The organism is Pseudomonas sp. zbq_18 (assembly GCF_043102245.1).
Lineage (GTDB): Bacteria > Pseudomonadota > Gammaproteobacteria > Pseudomonadales > Pseudomonadaceae > Aquipseudomonas.
Map to the genome: position 1 here is coordinate 173,594 of NZ_JBICIT010000022.1, position 18,109 is coordinate 191,702.

Below are 18,109 nucleotides of genomic sequence, written 5' to 3' on the forward strand. Positions count from 1 at the left end.
CGTACAGCAGCTCAGGTCAAAGCGGATTTTTGCGAGTTGGTACGCTCTGTGCTGAACCCCTTATGCCCGCTCAACGGATGAGACGGACAACCGGATTGCGACCAACAGCAAGCCTGCAACCGCGAGGGTGCAAAGGAGCAACAGGATGGAGACGGGAAGCTCACGCAGTACCTTTTGGTATCTGCTGCAATGCAAGCCACGCCAGGATGGACGGGCTGTCCTCAACTTGCAGAACCAGGGTTATCAAGTCTTTAACCCGCAGATTCGTCGCGAGTCGCCAGGTACGACGCGCCGGCCGGAAGCCACCGAGCCGCTGTTCCCAGGCTATCTGTTCATTCGCCTGGCCGAGCAGGACAACTGGGCGCCATTGCGCTCGACACGAGGCGTCAGCCGGGTGGTGAGCTTCAACAACATCCCGGCCAGGGTGACGGACGAAATGATCGCCGGTATCGAGGAGCGTTGCCGGCAGCCGTTCGTTCGCAAACCTCACGCAGCGGGCGACCGGGTGCTCATCACCCAGGGCCCGCTGCAGATGCTGGAAGGCATCTTCCTGTCCATGAACGGACAGCAGCGCGTACTGATTCTGTTGCAGTTGCTGAATCGCAAACAACCGGTGCAGTTGCCGATTGACCACATAAGAAGCGCCTGATCGCTTCACCCAAAGCCTGTGGATGTCAGCAGTCGTAGTTCCCGAAGGCTAGCAGTGAGCCCCCGTAGCAGGGGCGACGCAGTAGCACATTAACCGCTTTCACTTGCCAGCTTCGTTCTCAGGGGACTGACGATCAACCTTGGGGCGGTAGCGTGCCTGAAAGCCAACGGGCCAGACGCCTGAAGGAGCTGTATCCCATGCGCACACTGATCCTCTCCCTCTCTCTCGCGGCAGTCACGCCACCTCTGGCTGCCGACCCGCAGACCACCCAGGCCCTGATCGCCGCGGGCGTGGTCATGACTCCCGAGCACGCCCGGGCAGTTGACGAGGCGCCGCCCGAGCAGCTGCTGCAGGTCATCGCCGAGCTAGTGGCGGCCGCACCGGGCAAGGCCGCCCTGGTCGCCGAAGTGCTCATCACCCGTCAGCCCGAGCAGGCCGCCGCGATCACTCGCACCCTGGCTTTGGCGGCCCCCGCGCAGCGCAATGCCATCTTCATTGCCGCGCTGCTGGCCGCTCCCGAGCAGTCCGCACTGATTGCCGAGACCCTCTCCGAACTGGCGCCCACAGCCGCCGGTGACGAGGCGCCCACCTTTGCCGCACTGGCAGGGATGCCCTCGGGCGCCGAATCCGGCACCGGTGGCAGCAGCGGCGACGCGCGCCTGGCCGCCAGCCCCAACTGATCTTTCCTGTCAGACGCCAGCTAAGGATTCGCCATGCGTCTCTGCGGTCTACTCACGGCCTGCGCCATCGGCAGTACCACGCCCGCCTGGGCGATCACCCCGAAGAACTTCGATGTCCACGGCCTGGACTTCGTCCCCACCCTGGAGGTGCAGGAGAGCTACGACGACAACTTCCGCGCGCTCAGCGAGGATGTCGAGTCTTCCTGGATCACCACCCTGAAACCGGCCTTCAGCCTCACCGCCGAAGACCGCAACAGTGCCTACCGGTTGAGCTACCAGGCCGTCAGCGAGCACTACCATAGCGCTGCGGATGCCAGTAACACCGATCACGATGCCAAGCTGGAAAGCATCCTCGCCTTCGACGCGCGCCAGCGCCTGCACCTGGAAGCCGGTTACAAGCGCCAGGAAGACACCGCCTCCACCGCGGTCAACCGTGAGAACGACAAGTACCACAGCAGCCGGTTTTCCGGGCGCTACGACTACGGTGCCCGGACCGCGATCAACCAGCTCAGCCTGGCCGTCAGCCAGGAGCGCCTGCGCTACGACAACAGCGGCGAGATCAATGCCGACAAGGATCGCGACACCCTCGCCCTGACCGGCACCTGGACGCACGCCCTTGGCGGCAGCACCCGGGCCCTGCTGGAGCTGCGCCACAGCGATTTCGACTACACCCTGGCCGACAGTCGGCGCAACAGCACCAACCAGGCACTGCTGGCCGGCGCCATCTGGGAAGCCACGGCGCGCACCACCGGCAAGGTCCGCATCGGCTACGAGCAGAAGGACTTCGATGATCCGCGGGTCGACGACCTCGACAGCCCCATGTGGGAAGTCGGTCTGGACTGGGCGCCGCGCACCTACTCCGTGTTCACCCTCAACGCCCGTCGGGCCTTCGACGAAGGCGACGACGGCTCCGATGCGGTGAAAACCACCAGCACCGAGCTGCTCTGGCGGCACGAATGGACCAGCCGCCTGAGCAGCAACCTCAGCTTCGGCCTCAGCCGCCAGGTCTACGAGGGCCAGGAGCGCGACGACGACATCAGCAGCGCCAGCCTCAGCCTGACCTATGCCGTGCGCCGCTGGCTCGACATCAGCCTCGGCTACCGCTACCGCAAGAACGATTCCTCGGTCGAGCTGGAAAGCTACGAGCGCAACATCTACCTGCTCAGTCTCACCGGCAGCTTCTAGTGCCGATAGCCCGCGAGAACGACATGTCACTTCCACGCCTGTTTCTTCTGCTCGGCCTGCTGCTGGCCCAGCCGCTGCTGGCCGATAACGCGAGCCGCTACCACCTGGCCTCCGGCGATGTGATCCGCATCAACGTGTTCGGCGAGCCCGACCTGAGCTTTGCCGAAATCCGCCTCAACGACACCGGCACCTTCTCCTACCCCTTCATCGGTCAGGTGCAGGCACGCGGCAAAACCGCTAGCGAAGTCGAACGCCTGATCACCGAACAGCTGCGCGACGGCTATCTGGTCGATCCCAAGGTCACGCTCAGCGTCATCACCTACCGCGAGTTCTACATCAGCGGTGAAGTGCAGAAGCCCGGCGGCTACCCCTATCAACCGGGCCTGACGCTGGACCGCGCCATTGCCCTGGCCGGCGGCATGACCGAGCGCGCCTCGACCAACCGCGTAACCATCACGCGCAGCAGCGGCGAATCGCGCCAGATCGAAAAGGCCAACCTCGATACCGCCATCCTGCCGGGCGACACCATCACCATCGACCAGGGTTTCTTCTGACTCATGGACCATAGCCGCAGCCTCATCATCGATCGCACACTGGCGAACCGCGCCACGCCCGAGGACGACGACAGCATCGACCTGCTCAGGTTGTGGCGTACCGTCTGGCGGGCGAAGTGGAACATTGGCGCCTTTGTCGTCACCGTCACCATGCTCGCCGTGCTGCTGGTGCTCAACATGACGCCGCAGTACCAGGCCGGCGCCACCCTGCTGATCGAAGAGCGCAACCCCAAGGTGCTGTCGTTCCAGCAGATGTACGACTCCGCTGCCAGCGGCGGCAGCGAATACCTGCTGACCCAGCTCGGCCTGCTGCAATCACGGGCCCTGGCCGAACGCGTGGTCGACAAGCTGAACCTGGACCAGCACCCGCTGTTCGATCCGCGGCAGCAGCCGCAACCGGCATTCGACCCACGCGCCTGGCTCAAGAGCGCGCAGCTGTCCCAGCTGCTCCCTGGCGCCACGCCGCAAGAGCTGGAGCCGGAACCGACCATCAGCGACGAAATGGCCTTCACTGCCGCCACTTACGCGCTGAGGCAACGGATCAACGTCAACGCCGTCGGCAAAAGCCAGCTGATCTCGGTGGGTGTCGAACTGCCGGACGCGCAACTGGCGGCCCAGGTCGCCAACGCCCTGGCCGAAAGCTTCATCGAAAGCCAGCTGGAGGCCAGCATGAATACAGCGCTGGCCACGGCCGGCTGGATGAACAACCGCCTGGAAGAGCTGCGGGAAAAACTGCAGAACGCGGAGAACGCACTGCAGGCCTATCGCGAGCAGGAAGGCCTGGTGGACGTCGACGGCGTGTCCACCATCAGCGCCAACGAACTGGCCCTGACCAGCAATCGCATGATCGATGCCCGGCGCCAGCGGGCCGAGGCGGAAAGCCAATACCGCCAGGTGCAGTCCCTGGCGCGCGGCGACCTCGACCGAGCGGCCAGCGAGCCCGCCGTGCTGGGCAACCCGCTGATCCAGCAGTTCAAGGCCGATCAGGCGCGGGCGCAGGCCAAGGTCGAGGAACTGTCGCGACGCTACGGCGAGAAGCACCCGACCATGCTCGCCGCGCGTTCGGAGCTGGCCGCCGCCACCTCCAGCCTGCGCGAGCAGGTCAAGCAGGTGGTGGCCGGTATTGAACGCAACTACCAGCTGGCGGTGGCCAACGAGAATTCCCTGCGCCAGTCCTATGACCGCAACAAGGTGCAGATCCAGGAAATCTCCCGCAAGGAATTCAAGCTGCGCGAGCTGCAGCGCGACGTCGACAGCAACCGCACCCTCTATGAAACCTTCCTCACCCGCCTCAAGGAAACCGCGGCCACCTCGGACATCGACTCGGCCAATGCGCGCATCATCGACCACGCCATGCCGCCACTGCGCCCGGCCAAGCCGCGCAAGAGCCTGATCGTGGCGATCGCCATCGTTCTCGCCAGCATCGTCGGCGTCGGCCTGACCCTGCTGCTCGAAGCCCTGAACAACACCTTCAAGTCGCCGGAGGACGTCGAAACCAAACTCAATGCACCGGTACTCGGCATCGTGCCGCTGGTGCCGCGCAAGCAGCGCCACAAGGTGATGCACCTGTTCGAGCAGGACGCCGACAAGTACTTCTGCGAGTCGATCCGCACCCTGCGCACCAGCCTGGTGCTGTCGGCCATGGATACGCCACGGCCCATCGTGCTGGTGACCTCCAGCCTGCCCGACGAGGGCAAGAGCACCGTGGCCACCAACCTGGCCAGTTCCATGGCGCACCTGGAAAGCGTGCTGCTGGTCGACGCCGACCTGCGCCGCCCAACCCTGGCGCGCAACTTCGACCTGCCGGTCGGCACCCCCGGCCTGGCCAACCTGATCGCCGGCACGGCAACCCTGGACGAATGCCTCAAGCGCATCGGCAACATCGACGTCCTGCCCGCCGGCATGGTGCCGCCCAACCCGCTGGAGCTGCTGTCCTCGCCACGCCTGGCGCAGCTGCTGGAAACCCTCAAGGGGCGTTACCAGCGCATCATCATCGACTCACCACCGACCCAGGCGGTCAGCGACACCCTGCTGCTGGCCACCCACTCCAGCGCGCTGATCTATGTCATTCGCGCGCACAGCACGCCGATTCCGCTGGTGCAGAAAGGCGTCGGTCAGCTGCTGCAGAACAACGCCCCGGTGACCGGCATGGTGCTCAACCAGGTCAATCTGAAATCCGCCGGCAAGTACAACTACGACTACGCCAAGCACTACAGCGCCTACGCCACCAGCGCACCGAGCAACTGATGATCGACCTGCACACGCACCTGCTGCCCGGGCTCGACGATGGCGCGCCGGATCTTGCCAGCGCGCTGGAAATGGCCCGCTTCGCCGCGGCCTGCGGCACCACCCACCTGATGTGCACGCCGCACCTGCATCTGGGCCGCTACGACAACTGCGCCGCCGGCATCGCCGCGGCGCTGGCGAGCTTTAGCGGCGCCCTGGCCGACGCCGGCATCGCCCTGCAGGTCAGCGCCGCAGCCGAGGTCCGTTTCGACAGCGAACTGATGCCCCTCGCCCTGGCCGGCAAGCTGCCTTGCCTGGGGTACTGGCAGGGTCGCCAACTGCTCCTGCTGGAACTGCCGCACAGCCATGTGCCGGCCGGCACCATCCAGCTGGCGCGCTGGCTGATGGACCATGGCCTGCAGCCGATGATCGCCCACCCCGAGCGCAACAAGGGCCTGATGAGCCGGCCGGAGCTGCTGCGACCGCTGCTGCAACTGGGCTGTCCGCTGCAGGTCACCGCCGGCTCGCTGGCCGGCCGCTTCGGTGAAAGAGCCCAGGCGCTGGCCGAACGCCTGCTGCTGGAAGGCCAGATCACCGTACTGGCCAGCGATGCCCACAACCTCAGGGTACGCCCGCCCAACCTGCTGCCCGGGCTGACTGCCGCCATCCAGCTGGTGGGCGAGCCGGCCGCCCGGCGCCTGGTCGAGGACAACCCATGGCGAATCACCGAGACGCATTTCAGCCAAAGCGCCGCCTAGGCACCACGCCGAGCTACGTCCGCCACGTCAGGCCGCCCACTCCCGCCTCGCCCCTGCAGCGCCTGGTGCTGGTGGCGGTGGCCGCGGTGGCGCTGGCGATGCTGGCACTGGCGCTGCGCATGCTCGACGCGGCGCTCGCCGCAAGCCGCAGCGAGCAGTACCTGCAGCACTGGCAGCGGCAGGCTCGCGAGCCCGCGGCGCAGGCCTGGCAGGCGGCCTTCAGCGCCGCCCAACGGGCCGTGGAGCGCTATCCGGTGGCCAGCGGCCGCTACCTGGACCGCCTCGGCCAGGTACAGGCCTGGCGTCACATGCAACAACCCGTCGGCGCCCTGCTGGCCGCCGAGTCACGCCGCGCCGCCCTGGAGGCCTACCAGCGCGCGCTGGCAGTAAGGCCGACCTGGCCCAACACCTGGGCCCGCGTGGCCCACACCCACTACGCCCTGGGCGACACGTCGGCGTCCTTCGTCCAGGCACAGGAGCAAGCCAATCGGTTGGGCCCCTACCGCCCGGCCGTGCAGGGAGAGCTTGCCAGCATCGGCCTGCGCAACTGGCCGCAGCTGAGCGCTACACAACGCGTCACCACCCTCGAATCGGCGCACCGGGTTCTCAACGGGCGCACCGATGCAGCTCGAGAGCTACTCGACCTGGCCCAGACCCTGGGCCTGCAGGACATGCTCTGTCACGGCGCCCCGCCTGCGGCGGCCGCGCTGTGCAAATACCGAGGTATACGCATATGACGTCGCAACACAGCATCCTCATGGCCAATCGACGCGGACTGACCTTCTGGGGGCAGTGGCTCGCCGCCATGCTCATGACCAACCTGGTGCTCGGCGCCCTGGTGATGTGGCGCTTTGCCGAGCTGCCCAGCGAGTATCGCCTGCTCAGCGTACTGACCATCCTGGGTTCGGTGCCCTGCTACGGCCTGCTGCATGTCTATCACAAGCGCAACGGCATGCTGTCCGGCCTCGCCCGGCTGCTGGCCGCATGGGTGCTGCTGCTCGGCGGCCTGCTGATCATGAGCTATGCGACCAAGACCACCGACAACTATTCCCGCGAACTGATGTTCACCTGGGCCGTGCTCGGCTTCCTGGTGCAGGCCTGTACCTACCTGCCGCTGCACATGCTCACCCGCCTGCATTCACGCAGGCTGCGCAAGGACCGCCGCTCGGTGATCGTCGGCACCGGCGGGCTGGCCCAGGAGCTGGCGAAGAAGCTGACCCACCCCAATCGCGTGCCGCTGGTCGGGCTGATCGCCACCGAGTCGGGGCAGGACCGCGGCGAAAGCGAGCTGCCGGTGCTGGGCAGCCTGGTCAACCTGCGCGCGATCATTGCCCGCCAGCAGATCCGCCGGGTCTACATCGCCCTGCCGCTCGACGAGATCAGCCATATCGAAGGCATCTACATCGACCTGCTCGACATGGGCGTGGACGTGGTCTGGATTCCCGACTTCGGCAGTATGCTGCTGCTCAACCAGTCGGTCGCCGAGATCGAGCACATGCCGGCGATCTATCTGAACGAAAGCCCGCTCAGCTCGCACCCCGCCGCACTGTTCGCCAAGGAGGCCATGGAACGCAGCCTGGCGCTGCTCGCCATCATCCTGCTCAGCCCGGTGATGATCGCCACCGCCATCGCGGTGCGCCGCTCCTCGCCCGGCCCCATCCTGTTCAAGCAGGAGCGCCACGGCTGGAACGGTGAAGTCATCAAGGTCTGGAAGTTCCGCTCGATGCGCGTGCACGACGACAGCGAGGTCAAGCAGGCCACTCGCCACGATGATCGTGTTACCCCGGTCGGTCGCTTCATCCGCCGCACCTCGATCGACGAGCTGCCGCAGCTGTTCAACGTGCTGTTCGGCGAGATGGCCCTGGTCGGCCCCCGCCCACACGCGGTGACCCACAACATCTATTACACCGACAAGATTCGCGCCTACATGGCCCGCCACCGGATCAAGCCGGGCATCACCGGCCTGGCGCAGATCACCGGCCACCGCGGCGAGACCGAGACCGTCGACAAGATGCAGCAGCGGGTCAACCAGGACCTCAACTACATCAACCAGTGGTCGCTGTGGCTGGACATCAAGATCCTGATCAAGACGCCGTTCAGCCTGCTGTCGAAAAACATCTACTGAGCGCACGGACGCCACCTCATGGATGCCTTGCCCATCGTCGCCTTCTGGGCCCTTGCACTCTACGGTCTGCTCGGCAAACCCACGGTGTTGCTGTACCTGTTCTTCGGCTCGATGCCGTTTGGTGCATTTGCCGTGGTGCCGCCGCAGCTCACCTCCGGGCTGACGCTGACGCCGACCCCCATGGTGGTGGTGCTGATCATCCTGCGCACCCTGGGCAGCCTGGTGGGCATGCGCTTCTTCCTGCAGTCGGCATTGAGCCCGCGACGCGCGCTGCTGCTGTTCCTGTTCTGGATCGTGGCGCTGTTCACCACGCTGTTCATGCCGTTTCTGTTCTACGGCGAAGTCAACGTGATTCCCATGCGCCGGCTGCTGCCCACCGATGGCATTCCGCTGGAGCCCGGCGCGCAGAATTTCTCCCAGATGATCTACCTGAGCCTCTCGATTCTCGCCGTGTTCGCCTTCACCCGCCTGCTGCTCCGGGCCGATGCCCTGCAGGCCGCACTCAGGGCCATGTGCCTGGGCGCGGTACTGGTGGTGCTCACCGGGTTGCTCGACTACGCCAGCCTGTATGTCCCTATCAGCCCGCTGCTCGAACCTTTCCGCACGGCGAGCTACACCCTGATGACCGAGGTGGAGATGTTCGGCGGCAAGCGCGTGGTGGGCCTGATGCCCGAGGCCTCGACCTACGGCAGCCTGTGCATCACCTTCCTCGGGCTGATGTATTTCCTGCGCCACACGATGGCCGACCGCTTTCTGCGCGAGAAGGCGGCACCGGCGCTGGTGGCACTGCTGCTGCTGTTCATCTGGCTGTCGACCTCGTCTTCGGCCCTGGTCGGGCTCGGCGTGTTCGGTCTGGTGGCGCTGGCCGAGTGGGCCTGGCGCAAAAGCCATGCCCAGGCCTTGGGCAATCGCGGGCTGGGCTTCGAATTCTGGGCGGCGCTGGCGGCACTGTTCGTGCTCGGCATGGTGCTGGCATTGCAGCCGGGGCTGCTCGACCCCGCCATCCACAAGCTCAATGAAATGGTGTTCAACAAGACCCAGACCTCCTCGTACGAGGAGCGCAGCATGTGGACTGCAGTCGGCTGGAAGGCACTGGCCGATACTTACGGGCTGGGCGTCGGCGTCGGCTCGTCGCGCACGTCCAGCTTCGTCGCAGCGGTGTTCAGCAATACCGGGGTACTGGGCGGCGTGCTGTTCTTCACCTTCGTCGCCCAGGTCTTGCTACGGCCCCTGCCAAGTGATGCCGACCGCCTCAGTCGCTCGCTCATGGTGGGCGTGCGCTGCTGCTTCCTGCCGGCCTTCATCGTCGCCCTGCTGGCCGGCACCTCGGCCGATTTCGGCAGCACCAATGCCTTTCTCTTCGGCATGGCGCTCGCGGTGACGATTCACTGCGGTCGGCTTCATCGCCTGCGCATCGCCGAGCATCTGGCGCACATCACTCGCCCGCGCACGCACGCCCTGGGGGTCGCCCCATGACCAGCCAGCCCAAACTGCGCCCCAGCACCGGCTCGCGCATGGACTTCATCTTCGTCTATGCCGCCTACGTGCTGCGCTATGTCTATCTGCTGCTGCTGATTCCCTTCTACGGCCGTGTGCTGGGCGTCGAAGGCTACGGTGTGGTGCTGGCCGCCATGTCGCTGATGACCATCTGCTGGCGCTTCGTCGAGTGGGGCTTTTCCCAGGTCGGCATTCGCGAACTGGCCACCGCCGGGCCGGAACGCTACGCCCAGCTCTACGGTCAGCACCTCAGCGCACGCGGGCTGCTCTCGCTGCTGGCGGTGCTGGGCGGCGGCGCGGCCATCCTGCTGTCGCCGACGCTGGCGGCACACCCGGTGGCCGGCATCGCCAGCGTGGCCCTGGGAGTGGTCTGCGCCTACAACCTGGGCTGGTACTTCGTCGGCACCGGTCGTCCGCGCATGGGCGTCAAGCCCGAGGTGCTGGGCTTCGTCATCAGCCTGACGCTGGTGTTTAGCCTGGTACAGGACGAAGGTGACGCCGACCTGGCGATACTCGCGCTGCTGTGCTCCGGGGTGGTGTGCCTGGCAATAGCCCATGGCTGGGTGCACAAAGAGGTGCGCGGCGCCCGGTTGTCGGTGAGCAAGGGTTTCGAGCTGATCCGCTCTTCCGGCGCCGTCTTCCTGTTCACCGGCACCTCGGCATTGCTGGTGTCCTCGTCGACCTACCTGCTGAGCATTCTTTCCACGCCGGCCGAGGTGGGTACCTTCGGCGCCGCCGAGCGCCTGGTGGCGGTCGGCCTGAGCGTGATGGGGCCGGCCGGGCAGATCTTCCTGCCGCGTATCACCGCATTGCTGGCCGACGACGTCGACGCCGCCTACCGCCTCATCCGCAAGGCCAGCCTGCTGCTGCTCGGCATCGGTTTTGCCGGCCTCGCCGGCAGCCTGCTGCTGGGGCACTGGGTGATTCCGCTGATTTTCGGCCCCGGCTTCGAGAACAGCGTACGCATGCTGCATTACCTGGCACTGCTGTTCCCGCTGGGCGCGGCCAACCTGCTGCTGAGCAGCTACATCCTCATCCCGCTGCGCAAGGACGGTCTGCTGGCCAAGGTCGTGCTGCTCGGCGCCGGCATCAGCCTGCTGCTGGCCTTCCCGCTCGGCAGCCAGTACGCCGGGATGGGCATGGTGGTGGCACGGGTGGTGGGCGACTCGATCGTGTTCCTCGGCCTGCTCGGCTGCTGCTGGAAACTGGGCATCCTCGCCCGCCTGTTCAACCTCAGACACTGACGGACTCTCCATGAAGGCATTCATCGTCATCGCAACCAAAGGGCGTGCCAAAGAGACCTACGTATTGCTCGACTACCTGCAGCGGCAGACGGCAAGCCCCGTCCACGTCGTGGTAGTAGGCAGCGAAGAACGCGACGTCGAAGGGCTGAGCGAGCATCCCAGCGTCGCTACGGGCGACACCAGCATCCTGCTCGCCCGCGCCGGCCTGACCCTTCAGCGCAATGCCGGCCTCGAGGCGCTGCGCGAGCACACCGCGGGCCTGGCCGCCGAGGACTGGTTCGTCACCTTCTACGACGACGATTTCCGCCCGGCCGACGACTGGCTGGCCAGCGCGGCCGTGGCCATGCAGGCGGATCGGCAGCTGGTGGGCATCACCGGCAACGTGCTGGCCGACGGCGTGGGCAGCGAGTTCGGCGTCTCGGAAGCCGACGCCCTCGCCTACCTGGCGGGCAGCAAGCCGCCCGAGCCGCACTGGTCCAGCGCCACCAGCATCAAGCCGCAGACCGGCCTGTACGGCTGCAACATGGCCTATCGCGGCACGGTCGCCAGCGCCCTGCGCTTCGACGAGAACCTGCCCATGTACGGCTGGCAGGAGGACTTCGACTATTCCAGCCGCGCCCGCCAGTTCGGCCACCTGATCCTGCTGCCCACCTGCAAGGGCGTCCATCTGGGCGTGAGTACCGGCCGCACCAGCGGCGTGCGCTTCGGCTATTCGCAGATCGCCAACCCGATCTTCCTGCTGCGCAAGGGCACCATGAGCTGGCAATCGGCGCTGCGCCTGATGACCCGCAACGTGCTGGCCAATCTGGTCAAGACCCTGCTGCGGGTGCAGATCAAGGACTTCCCCGGGCGCCTGCGCGGCAACCTGATTGCCAGCCGCGACCTGCTCAGCGGCAACCTCCACCCGCTGCGCGCCCATGACATCTGACCCACCCCACACCCAACGGTCGCCTGTGTCCCCGACCTCCGGGGATGCCCGCACCGCTCATCCCAAGGAGACAGGTATGGCGAGAGGCACAGCGTCACCAATGGACTGCACCAGCAACATTGGTATCGATGGCGATGCCTTGCGTAAACCGCTTTCCGGCGTTGGCCAGTACGTGTTCAATCTCTGCCGAGAGCTCGACGAGTTGCTGCCCAGAGCGCACTTCTTCGTCTATACGCGCCTGGCACCGGAGCAGATCGCGCTGCCGTCGGAGCGTTGGACGGTGCGCCGGGAAAATGTTGCCCTGCTGCGCAAGCTGCCATCGTTCATCTGGCTGAAGACCCGTGGCGCCAGGCTGGCACGCCAGGACCGCCTGGACGTGTTCTGGGCGGGCCGCACCATCCACCCCGGGCGCGGCAGTGCCCTGCGCATCGCCGCCACCGTGCACGACCTAAATCATCACCTGGTACCTGGCACCATGGAGCGCGCCACCCGCTACTCGCACTTCGCCTGGTTCGACCGCGACGTGCGCAGCGCCGATATCGTCATGACCAACTCCAAGGGCACCTCGGATCGCTTGTCGCACTGGGTGGGCAGGGCCGCCGACCAGGTGATCTACCCCGGCGTACGCAGTGACTTCAGCCCGCTGGATAGCACCCTGCGCCAGTGCGCCGAAGATGCCCTTCGGCCGCTGGGCATCGTGCCGCCGTACATCCTCGCCGTGTCGACACTGGAGCCGCGCAAGAACATCGGCGCGCTGGTGGAGGCCTTCATCAACCTGCGCCGACGTGGCGCCCTGGAGCAGCACAAGCTGGTGCTGGTGGGGGCGCGCGGCTGGCAGAACCAGAGCCTGGCCAAAACCATCGAAGCCAATGCCGCGCTCGGCATCGTCCTGCCGGGCTATGTGCCGGACGACATGATGCCCGGCGTGTTCTCCCTCGCCGACGTGCTGGTCATGCCATCGCTCTACGAAGGGTTCGGCATGCCGGTGCTGGAAGCCCGCGCCGTGGGCACCCCGGTCATCGTTTCCGACATTCCCGAACTCAGGGAGGCGGCGGGCGGTCAGGCCCGTGCCCTGGCGACCAGCGCGGCGGAAATCGAAAACGCCTTGCTCAAGCACCTGTTGCCACCGCACGGGCCAATGCCTGCCGTGCGGGGCGAGATCCAGAGCTGGCGCAGCTCGGCGATTCTCATGTCCCACCTGTTGGTCACGGCCTGAACGCCTGATCTGTCGACCCTCCACACTCGCCTTCCGGACATTCCCATGCTCAAGCCCGCACTCAAGTACGTTTGGCGCAACTTCGGCATTCGCGACAAATACCTGGACGTGAAGTACCAGGCCCTGTTGAAGGAGTGGCACCTCGACAAGACCGCTCCCGCCTGGCCACGCCCCGATGGCGATCCGGTGGTGCTGATCATTCCGCCGGACCCGGCGCTGCTGATTGCCTCCAAGGGTGACGAGGCGATGATCAGCGTGACGCTGGCGCATTTCCGCAACCAATGGCCGAACGTGCGCTTCCTGGTTGCCACCGCCGGCGACGAAGCCGATGCCAACGCCCGCCGCCTGGATACCGAACCGGTGCGCGTGCTGGACGAGCCGCTGAGCCTGCGCCAGTCCCTCGCGCTGCTGCAGGAGCGCAACCTGCGTGCCTGCGTCACCATCGGCGCGGACGTGCTGGACGGCAGCTACAGCCAGGCCTTTTCCGGCAAGTTGCTGATGCTCACCGGCATGCTCGCGCGGCGCGGGGTGGAGACCATCGTCACCGGTTTCAGCGTCAGTGAGCGCCCCTATCCCAAGCTCAGGTTCCTGCTCGACGAATTCAGCGACAACGTGGTGTTCAACCTGCGCGACCCGGTGTCCTTCAGCCGCTTCAAAATGCTCACCGGCGCCAGGGCCAGCCTGGTGGCCGACGTCGCCTTCCTCCTGCAGCCGCAGCATGACAGCGAAGCGGCGCGCGCGGCGCGACTCTGGTGCAACGGCCAGCATGCCGCCGGGCGCAAGGTCATCGGCCTCAACCTGCACCCGCTGCTGCTCGACCTCAAGGAGCGCCACAACATTCACCGGGTGGTGGCGAACTTCATTCAGGTCGCCAAAGGCATGATTCACCGCCACGACGTCAGCGTCGTGCTGCTCGACCATGACTTCCGCGGCGACTCCGCCGACTACCACTGCCTCGACCAGGTCGAACTGGAGCTGCGCGAGGAGCTGCCGGAGCGCGTGTTTCGCTCGCCGGACCGCCTGAGCGCGGCCGAGCTGAAGGCCGTGGCCAGCTACCTGGACGGCATTGTCAGCGGCCGCATGCACCTGATGATCGCCTCCTGCGGCGCCGGCACGCCGGTCTTCGGCATCGAGTACAAGGGCAAGATGGGCGGCCTGATGAAGCACTTCCAGCTCGACGTGGCCCACCTCTCCAACGCCGCCGAGATCATGGACGTGCCTGAGGCCTTCAGCTTCAAGCTGGATCGCTTCCTCGACAACCTCGACCTCTGCCGGCAGCAGCTGCTGGACAACAGCGCCGAGATTCATCGCCTCGCCTCGCTCAACTTCGCCCACCTCAGCTGACAGGATGTTTGCCTGTGGTCTACGTCAACGCCCGTTTCCTGACCCAAGCCCTCACCGGCGTGCAGCGCTATTCGCTGGAGATCAGCCTGGCGCTGCGCGAGCTGGTGCCGGCGATCCGCTTCGTCGCCCCGCACAACATCGTCCAGCACGAGATGGCCGCGGCGCTTGGCGTGGAGTGCATCGGCACGCGCACCGGCCATGCCTGGGAGCAGATCGACCTGCCGCGGTTTCTGCGCCGGCAGGGCTCGCCACTGCTGGTCAACCTGGCCAACACCGCGCCACTGCTGTACCGCAACAAGATCACCACGCTGCACGACATCGCTTTCGAGCGCTTTCCCGAGAACTTCTCCTGGAAGTTCCGCCTCGCCTATCAGCTGGCCACGCCCCTGACCGTGCGCCACTCGCTGAAGGTGCTCACCGTCAGCGAGTTCTCCAAGAAGGAGATCTGCGACCTCTACGGCACCGCGCCGGGCAAGGTGGTGGTGGTGCCCAACGCGGTCTCGGCGGCGTTTCGCCCGCGGCAGAGCGCAGCCACCGAGCCCTACGTGCTGGCAGTGTCATCGATCAACCGGCAGAAGAACTTCCACGGCCTGGTCGACGCCTTCAGTCGCATGGAGCGCACCAGCCACAAGCTCTACATCGTCGGCTCGCTGAACCGCAACTTCGCCGACCCCGAGCTGCTGCACAAGATCGAGGCCGACCGCCGTATCAAGCTACTCGGCCGGGTCACCGACGAGGAGCTGATCACCCTCTACAGCAATGCCAGCGCCTTCGCCTATCCATCGTTCTACGAGGGCTTCGGCCTGCCGCCGCTGGAGGCCCAGGCCTGCGGCTGCCCGGTGCTGGTGGCCGATGCCGCCAGCCTGCCGGAAGTGTGCGGCGATTCGGCGCTGTACTGCTCGCCGGCCGATACCGACGACATCGCCCGGCAGATTGACCGCCTCATCTCCAACCCCGACCTCGCCCAGTCCCTGCGCGAGAAAGGCCACGCCAACATCACGCGCTACAGCTGGGAAAAATCCGCCACTCGCCTGCTTCAGGTCATACGGGAGCTCCAATGAAAGTCGCGATCATTCACTACTGGTGGCTCAGCAACCGCGGCGGCGAAGCCGTGTGCGCGGCGCTCGCCGAGCTGTTTCCCGACGCCGATCTGTATCTGCACGTGTGCAACGAGGAGGTGGTGCGCCAGGCCCTGCCGGACAACTTTCGCGGCAGCATTCGCACGACCTTCATCGCGCGCCTGCCCGGTGCCCGCAAGCATTACCAGAAGTACCTGCCGTTCATGCCGCTGGCCCTGGAGCAGCTCGACCTCAGCGCCTACGACCTGATCCTGAGCAGCGAATCCGGCCCGGCCAAGGGCGTGATCACCCGCCCGGATGCCACCCACATCTGCTACTGCCACTCGCCCATGCGCTACGTCTGGGACATGTACCACGAGTACCTGGCCACGGCCGGACGCCTGGTGCGCACCCTGTTCCCGCTGGTCGCCCACTGGCTGCGGGTGTGGGACCGTCAGTCGGCGGACCGGGTCGATCACTTCATCGCCAACTCCAGCTTCGTCGCCTCGCGCATCCACAAGTTCTACCGCCGCGAGGCCGAGGTGATCTTCCCGCCGGTGAACACCGGCGAGTTCAGCCCAGAGGAAGACCGCGGCGAATTCTACCTGTGCCTCGGCCAGCTGGTGGCCTACAAGCGTGCCGATCTGGCGGTGGAGGCCTTCAACGAACTGGGGCTGCCACTGATCGTGGTCGGCGAGGGCGAGCTGTTCGAGCGCCTGCAGAAAACCGCCAAGAGCAACGTGACCCTGATGGGACGCCAGCCCTTTGCAGTGATCCAGGACCTGCTGCAGCGCTGCAAGGGCCTGATCTTTCCCGGCATGGAGGACTTCGGCATCGTCCCGGTCGAAGCCATGGCCGCCGGCGCACCGGTGATCGCCTATGCCAAGGGCGGCGCCCTGGAAACGGTGATCCACGGCCGCACCGGCATTCTCTTCAACGAACAGAGCCGCGAGGCGCTGATCCAGGCCGTGCGCCAGCTGGAAGCCGGCGTCTTCCATTTCAGCCCGCAGGTGCTCCACGAACACGCCGCCACCTTCGCCAAACCCCTTTTCAAACAGCGGATCAAGACCTTCATCGACGAGGCTCTGAGCAGTACTACCGCCCCGACCCACCGCCCGCACCACCTTCTCGCCAGCGCGCGTACTGCCGACTAACCGAAACCTGGAGGTTCAACCATGTTGCTTCCCATCGTCATGGCGGGAGGGTCCGGCTCGCGCCTGTGGCCCCTGTCGCGCCAACTCAACCCCAAGCAATTCCTGGCTCTGGCCGACGGCCAGCTGTCCATGTTGCAGGCCACGCTCCAGCGTCTCGACGGGCTGGAGACCGCCCAGCCGATGCTGATCTGCAACGAGCAGCATCGCTTCCTCGCCGCCGAACAGCTGCGCCAGCTGGGCCTGGACAACTTCACCATTCTGCTCGAACCGGTGGGGCGCAACACCGCGCCGGCCCTGGCCCTGGCTGCCCTGCAGGCGGTCGAGGCGGTGGACGATCCGCTGCTGCTGGTACTGGCCGCCGATCATCTGATCCAGGACACCGACGCCTTCCGCGCCAGCATCGAGCAGGCGGTGCCGCTGGCCATGGAAGGCAAGCTGGTCACCTTCGGCATCGTCCCCAGCCACGCGGAAACCGGTTACGGCTACATCAAGCGGGGCGCCGCGCTGGGCAGCGGCTTCAGCGTCAGCCGCTTCGTCGAGAAGCCGGATGCCGCCACCGCCAACGGCTACCTGGAAAGCGGCGAGTACTACTGGAACAGCGGCATGTTCCTGTTCCGCGCCAGCCGCTACCTGCAGGAGCTGGAGCGCTTCCAGCCGGAAATCCTGCACGCCTGCCGCAAGGCGCTGAGCGGCAGCCAGCGCGATCTCGACTTCATCCGTATCGACAGCGTCGCCTTTGCCACCTGCCCGGATGACTCCATCGACTACGCCGTGATGGAGCGCACCGCCGAGGCCGCCATGGTGCCGCTGGACGCCGGCTGGAGCGATGTCGGTTCCTGGTCGGCGTTGTGGGAAGTCGGCGCCAAGGACGCCGACGGCAACCTGCTCAAGGGTGATGTGCTGGCCCACGACAGCCACAACACCTACGTGCATGCCGACAGTCGCCTGGTCACCACCCTGGGCGTCGACGACCTGGTGATCGTCGAAACCAAGGACGCCCTGCTGGTGGCGCACCGCGACAAGGTGCAGGAGGTGAAGAAGATCGTCGATCGCCTGCGCCAGGACGGCCGCAACGAGCCGATCAACCACCGCGAGGTATACCGCCCCTGGGGCCTGTACGACTCGATCGACAACGGCACCCGCTACCAGGTCAAGCACATCACCGTGAAGCCGGGGGCCAAGCTGTCCGTGCAGATGCACCACCATCGCGCCGAACACTGGATCGTGGTCAGCGGCACGGCCAAGGTCACCAACGGCGAGAGCACCATCCTGCTCACCGAGAACCAGTCGACCTACATCCCGGTGGGCCAGGTGCACGCCCTGGAGAACCCGGGGGTGATTCCCCTCGAGCTGATCGAAGTGCAGTCCGGCAGCTACCTGGGCGAGGACGACATCGTGCGCTTCGAAGACCGCTATGGCCGGGTCGCCGCGAACCCCGCTCCGGTCGAAACCATCAAGGCCTGAGCGGATCCTGGGTTCACTGGAGGAATG

The 18,109-nt window shown here is 66.1% G+C and carries 16 protein-coding genes; all 16 read left to right on the forward strand.

The window, feature by feature from the left end; genetic code table 11:
• The first annotated feature begins 145 nt into the window (after positions 1–145).
• Entirely contained in the window at positions 146–649 is a 504-nt protein-coding gene (gene rfaH, locus ACF8C6_RS17405) for a transcription/translation regulatory transformer protein RfaH (RefSeq protein WP_392500428.1), read from the forward strand.
• A gap of 197 nt (positions 650–846) precedes the next feature.
• On the forward strand, positions 847–1,329 hold the full coding sequence (locus ACF8C6_RS17410; RefSeq protein WP_392500429.1) for a hypothetical protein: 483 nt from the start codon (positions 847–849) through the stop codon (positions 1,327–1,329).
• 33 nt (positions 1,330–1,362) lie between these two features.
• A complete protein-coding gene (locus ACF8C6_RS17415; RefSeq protein ID WP_392500430.1) occupies positions 1,363–2,514 on the forward strand; it encodes an outer membrane beta-barrel protein in 1,152 nt (383 codons plus the stop codon).
• A 23-nt stretch (positions 2,515–2,537) separates the two neighbouring features.
• A complete protein-coding gene (locus ACF8C6_RS17420; protein WP_392500431.1) occupies positions 2,538–3,068 on the forward strand; it encodes a polysaccharide biosynthesis/export family protein in 531 nt (176 codons plus the stop codon).
• Positions 3,069–3,071: 3 nt separating this feature from the next.
• Positions 3,072–5,315, forward strand: coding sequence for a GumC family protein (locus ACF8C6_RS17425; RefSeq protein WP_392500432.1), 2,244 nt, complete (start codon positions 3,072–3,074; stop codon positions 5,313–5,315).
• Entirely contained in the window at positions 5,315–6,052 is a 738-nt protein-coding gene (locus ACF8C6_RS17430; RefSeq protein ID WP_392500433.1) for a tyrosine-protein phosphatase, read from the forward strand. The genes ACF8C6_RS17425 and ACF8C6_RS17430 overlap by 1 nt, the downstream gene beginning before the upstream one ends.
• Positions 6,010–6,789 carry a hypothetical protein gene (locus ACF8C6_RS17435; protein WP_392500434.1) on the forward strand — a complete coding sequence of 260 codons (780 nt, stop codon included), beginning with the start codon at positions 6,010–6,012 and terminating at the stop codon, positions 6,787–6,789. The genes ACF8C6_RS17430 and ACF8C6_RS17435 overlap by 43 nt, the downstream gene beginning before the upstream one ends.
• Positions 6,786–8,177, forward strand: coding sequence for an undecaprenyl-phosphate glucose phosphotransferase (locus tag ACF8C6_RS17440; protein WP_392500435.1), 1,392 nt, complete (start codon positions 6,786–6,788; stop codon positions 8,175–8,177). Before ACF8C6_RS17435 ends, ACF8C6_RS17440 begins: the two co-directional genes overlap by 4 nt.
• An 18-nt stretch (positions 8,178–8,195) precedes the next feature.
• Positions 8,196–9,653, forward strand: a complete 1,458-nt coding sequence (locus tag ACF8C6_RS17445) for a hypothetical protein (protein WP_392500436.1) — start codon at positions 8,196–8,198, stop codon at positions 9,651–9,653.
• A complete protein-coding gene (locus ACF8C6_RS17450) occupies positions 9,650–10,918 on the forward strand; it encodes an oligosaccharide flippase family protein (protein ID WP_392500437.1) in 1,269 nt (422 codons plus the stop codon). Before ACF8C6_RS17445 ends, ACF8C6_RS17450 begins: the two co-directional genes overlap by 4 nt.
• Positions 10,919–10,928: 10 nt before the next feature.
• On the forward strand, positions 10,929–11,846 hold the full coding sequence (locus ACF8C6_RS17455; RefSeq protein ID WP_392500438.1) for a glycosyltransferase family 2 protein: 918 nt from the start codon (positions 10,929–10,931) through the stop codon (positions 11,844–11,846).
• 76 nt (positions 11,847–11,922) lie between these two features.
• A complete protein-coding gene (locus ACF8C6_RS17460; RefSeq protein ID WP_392500439.1) occupies positions 11,923–13,062 on the forward strand; it encodes a glycosyltransferase family 4 protein in 1,140 nt (379 codons plus the stop codon).
• A gap of 45 nt (positions 13,063–13,107) precedes the next feature.
• Complete coding sequence (locus ACF8C6_RS17465; RefSeq protein WP_392500440.1) at positions 13,108–14,406, forward strand: polysaccharide pyruvyl transferase family protein; 1,299 nt, start codon at positions 13,108–13,110, stop codon at positions 14,404–14,406.
• Between the two features lie 14 nt (positions 14,407–14,420).
• A complete protein-coding gene (locus ACF8C6_RS17470) occupies positions 14,421–15,467 on the forward strand; it encodes a glycosyltransferase family 4 protein (RefSeq protein WP_392500441.1) in 1,047 nt (348 codons plus the stop codon).
• On the forward strand, positions 15,464–16,618 hold the full coding sequence (locus ACF8C6_RS17475; RefSeq protein WP_392500442.1) for a glycosyltransferase: 1,155 nt from the start codon (positions 15,464–15,466) through the stop codon (positions 16,616–16,618). The genes ACF8C6_RS17470 and ACF8C6_RS17475 overlap by 4 nt, the downstream gene beginning before the upstream one ends.
• A gap of 21 nt (positions 16,619–16,639) precedes the next feature.
• Entirely contained in the window at positions 16,640–18,082 is a 1,443-nt protein-coding gene (locus tag ACF8C6_RS17480) for a mannose-1-phosphate guanylyltransferase/mannose-6-phosphate isomerase (RefSeq protein WP_392500443.1), read from the forward strand.
• Positions 18,083–18,109 lie beyond the last annotated feature (27 nt).

Bases quoted from the DNA above. Each gene is read 5' to 3' on its own strand.
- rfaH (WP_392500428.1), top strand. From the start codon at position 146: ATGGAGACGGGAAGCTCACGCAGTACCTTTTGGTATCTGCTGCAATGC.
- ACF8C6_RS17410 (WP_392500429.1), top strand. From the start codon at position 847: ATGCGCACACTGATCCTCTCCCTCTCTCTCGCGGCAGTCACGCCACCT.
- ACF8C6_RS17415 (WP_392500430.1), top strand. From the start codon at position 1,363: ATGCGTCTCTGCGGTCTACTCACGGCCTGCGCCATCGGCAGTACCACG.
- ACF8C6_RS17420 (WP_392500431.1), top strand. From the start codon at position 2,538: ATGTCACTTCCACGCCTGTTTCTTCTGCTCGGCCTGCTGCTGGCCCAG.
- ACF8C6_RS17425 (WP_392500432.1), top strand. From the start codon at position 3,072: ATGGACCATAGCCGCAGCCTCATCATCGATCGCACACTGGCGAACCGC.
- ACF8C6_RS17430 (WP_392500433.1), top strand. From the start codon at position 5,315: ATGATCGACCTGCACACGCACCTGCTGCCCGGGCTCGACGATGGCGCG.
- ACF8C6_RS17435 (WP_392500434.1), top strand. From the start codon at position 6,010: ATGGCGAATCACCGAGACGCATTTCAGCCAAAGCGCCGCCTAGGCACC.
- ACF8C6_RS17440 (WP_392500435.1), top strand. From the start codon at position 6,786: ATGACGTCGCAACACAGCATCCTCATGGCCAATCGACGCGGACTGACC.
- ACF8C6_RS17445 (WP_392500436.1), top strand. From the start codon at position 8,196: ATGGATGCCTTGCCCATCGTCGCCTTCTGGGCCCTTGCACTCTACGGT.
- ACF8C6_RS17450 (WP_392500437.1), top strand. From the start codon at position 9,650: ATGACCAGCCAGCCCAAACTGCGCCCCAGCACCGGCTCGCGCATGGAC.
- ACF8C6_RS17455 (WP_392500438.1), top strand. From the start codon at position 10,929: ATGAAGGCATTCATCGTCATCGCAACCAAAGGGCGTGCCAAAGAGACC.
- ACF8C6_RS17460 (WP_392500439.1), top strand. From the start codon at position 11,923: ATGGCGAGAGGCACAGCGTCACCAATGGACTGCACCAGCAACATTGGT.
- ACF8C6_RS17465 (WP_392500440.1), top strand. From the start codon at position 13,108: ATGCTCAAGCCCGCACTCAAGTACGTTTGGCGCAACTTCGGCATTCGC.
- ACF8C6_RS17475 (WP_392500442.1), top strand. From the start codon at position 15,464: ATGAAAGTCGCGATCATTCACTACTGGTGGCTCAGCAACCGCGGCGGC.
- ACF8C6_RS17480 (WP_392500443.1), top strand. From the start codon at position 16,640: ATGTTGCTTCCCATCGTCATGGCGGGAGGGTCCGGCTCGCGCCTGTGG.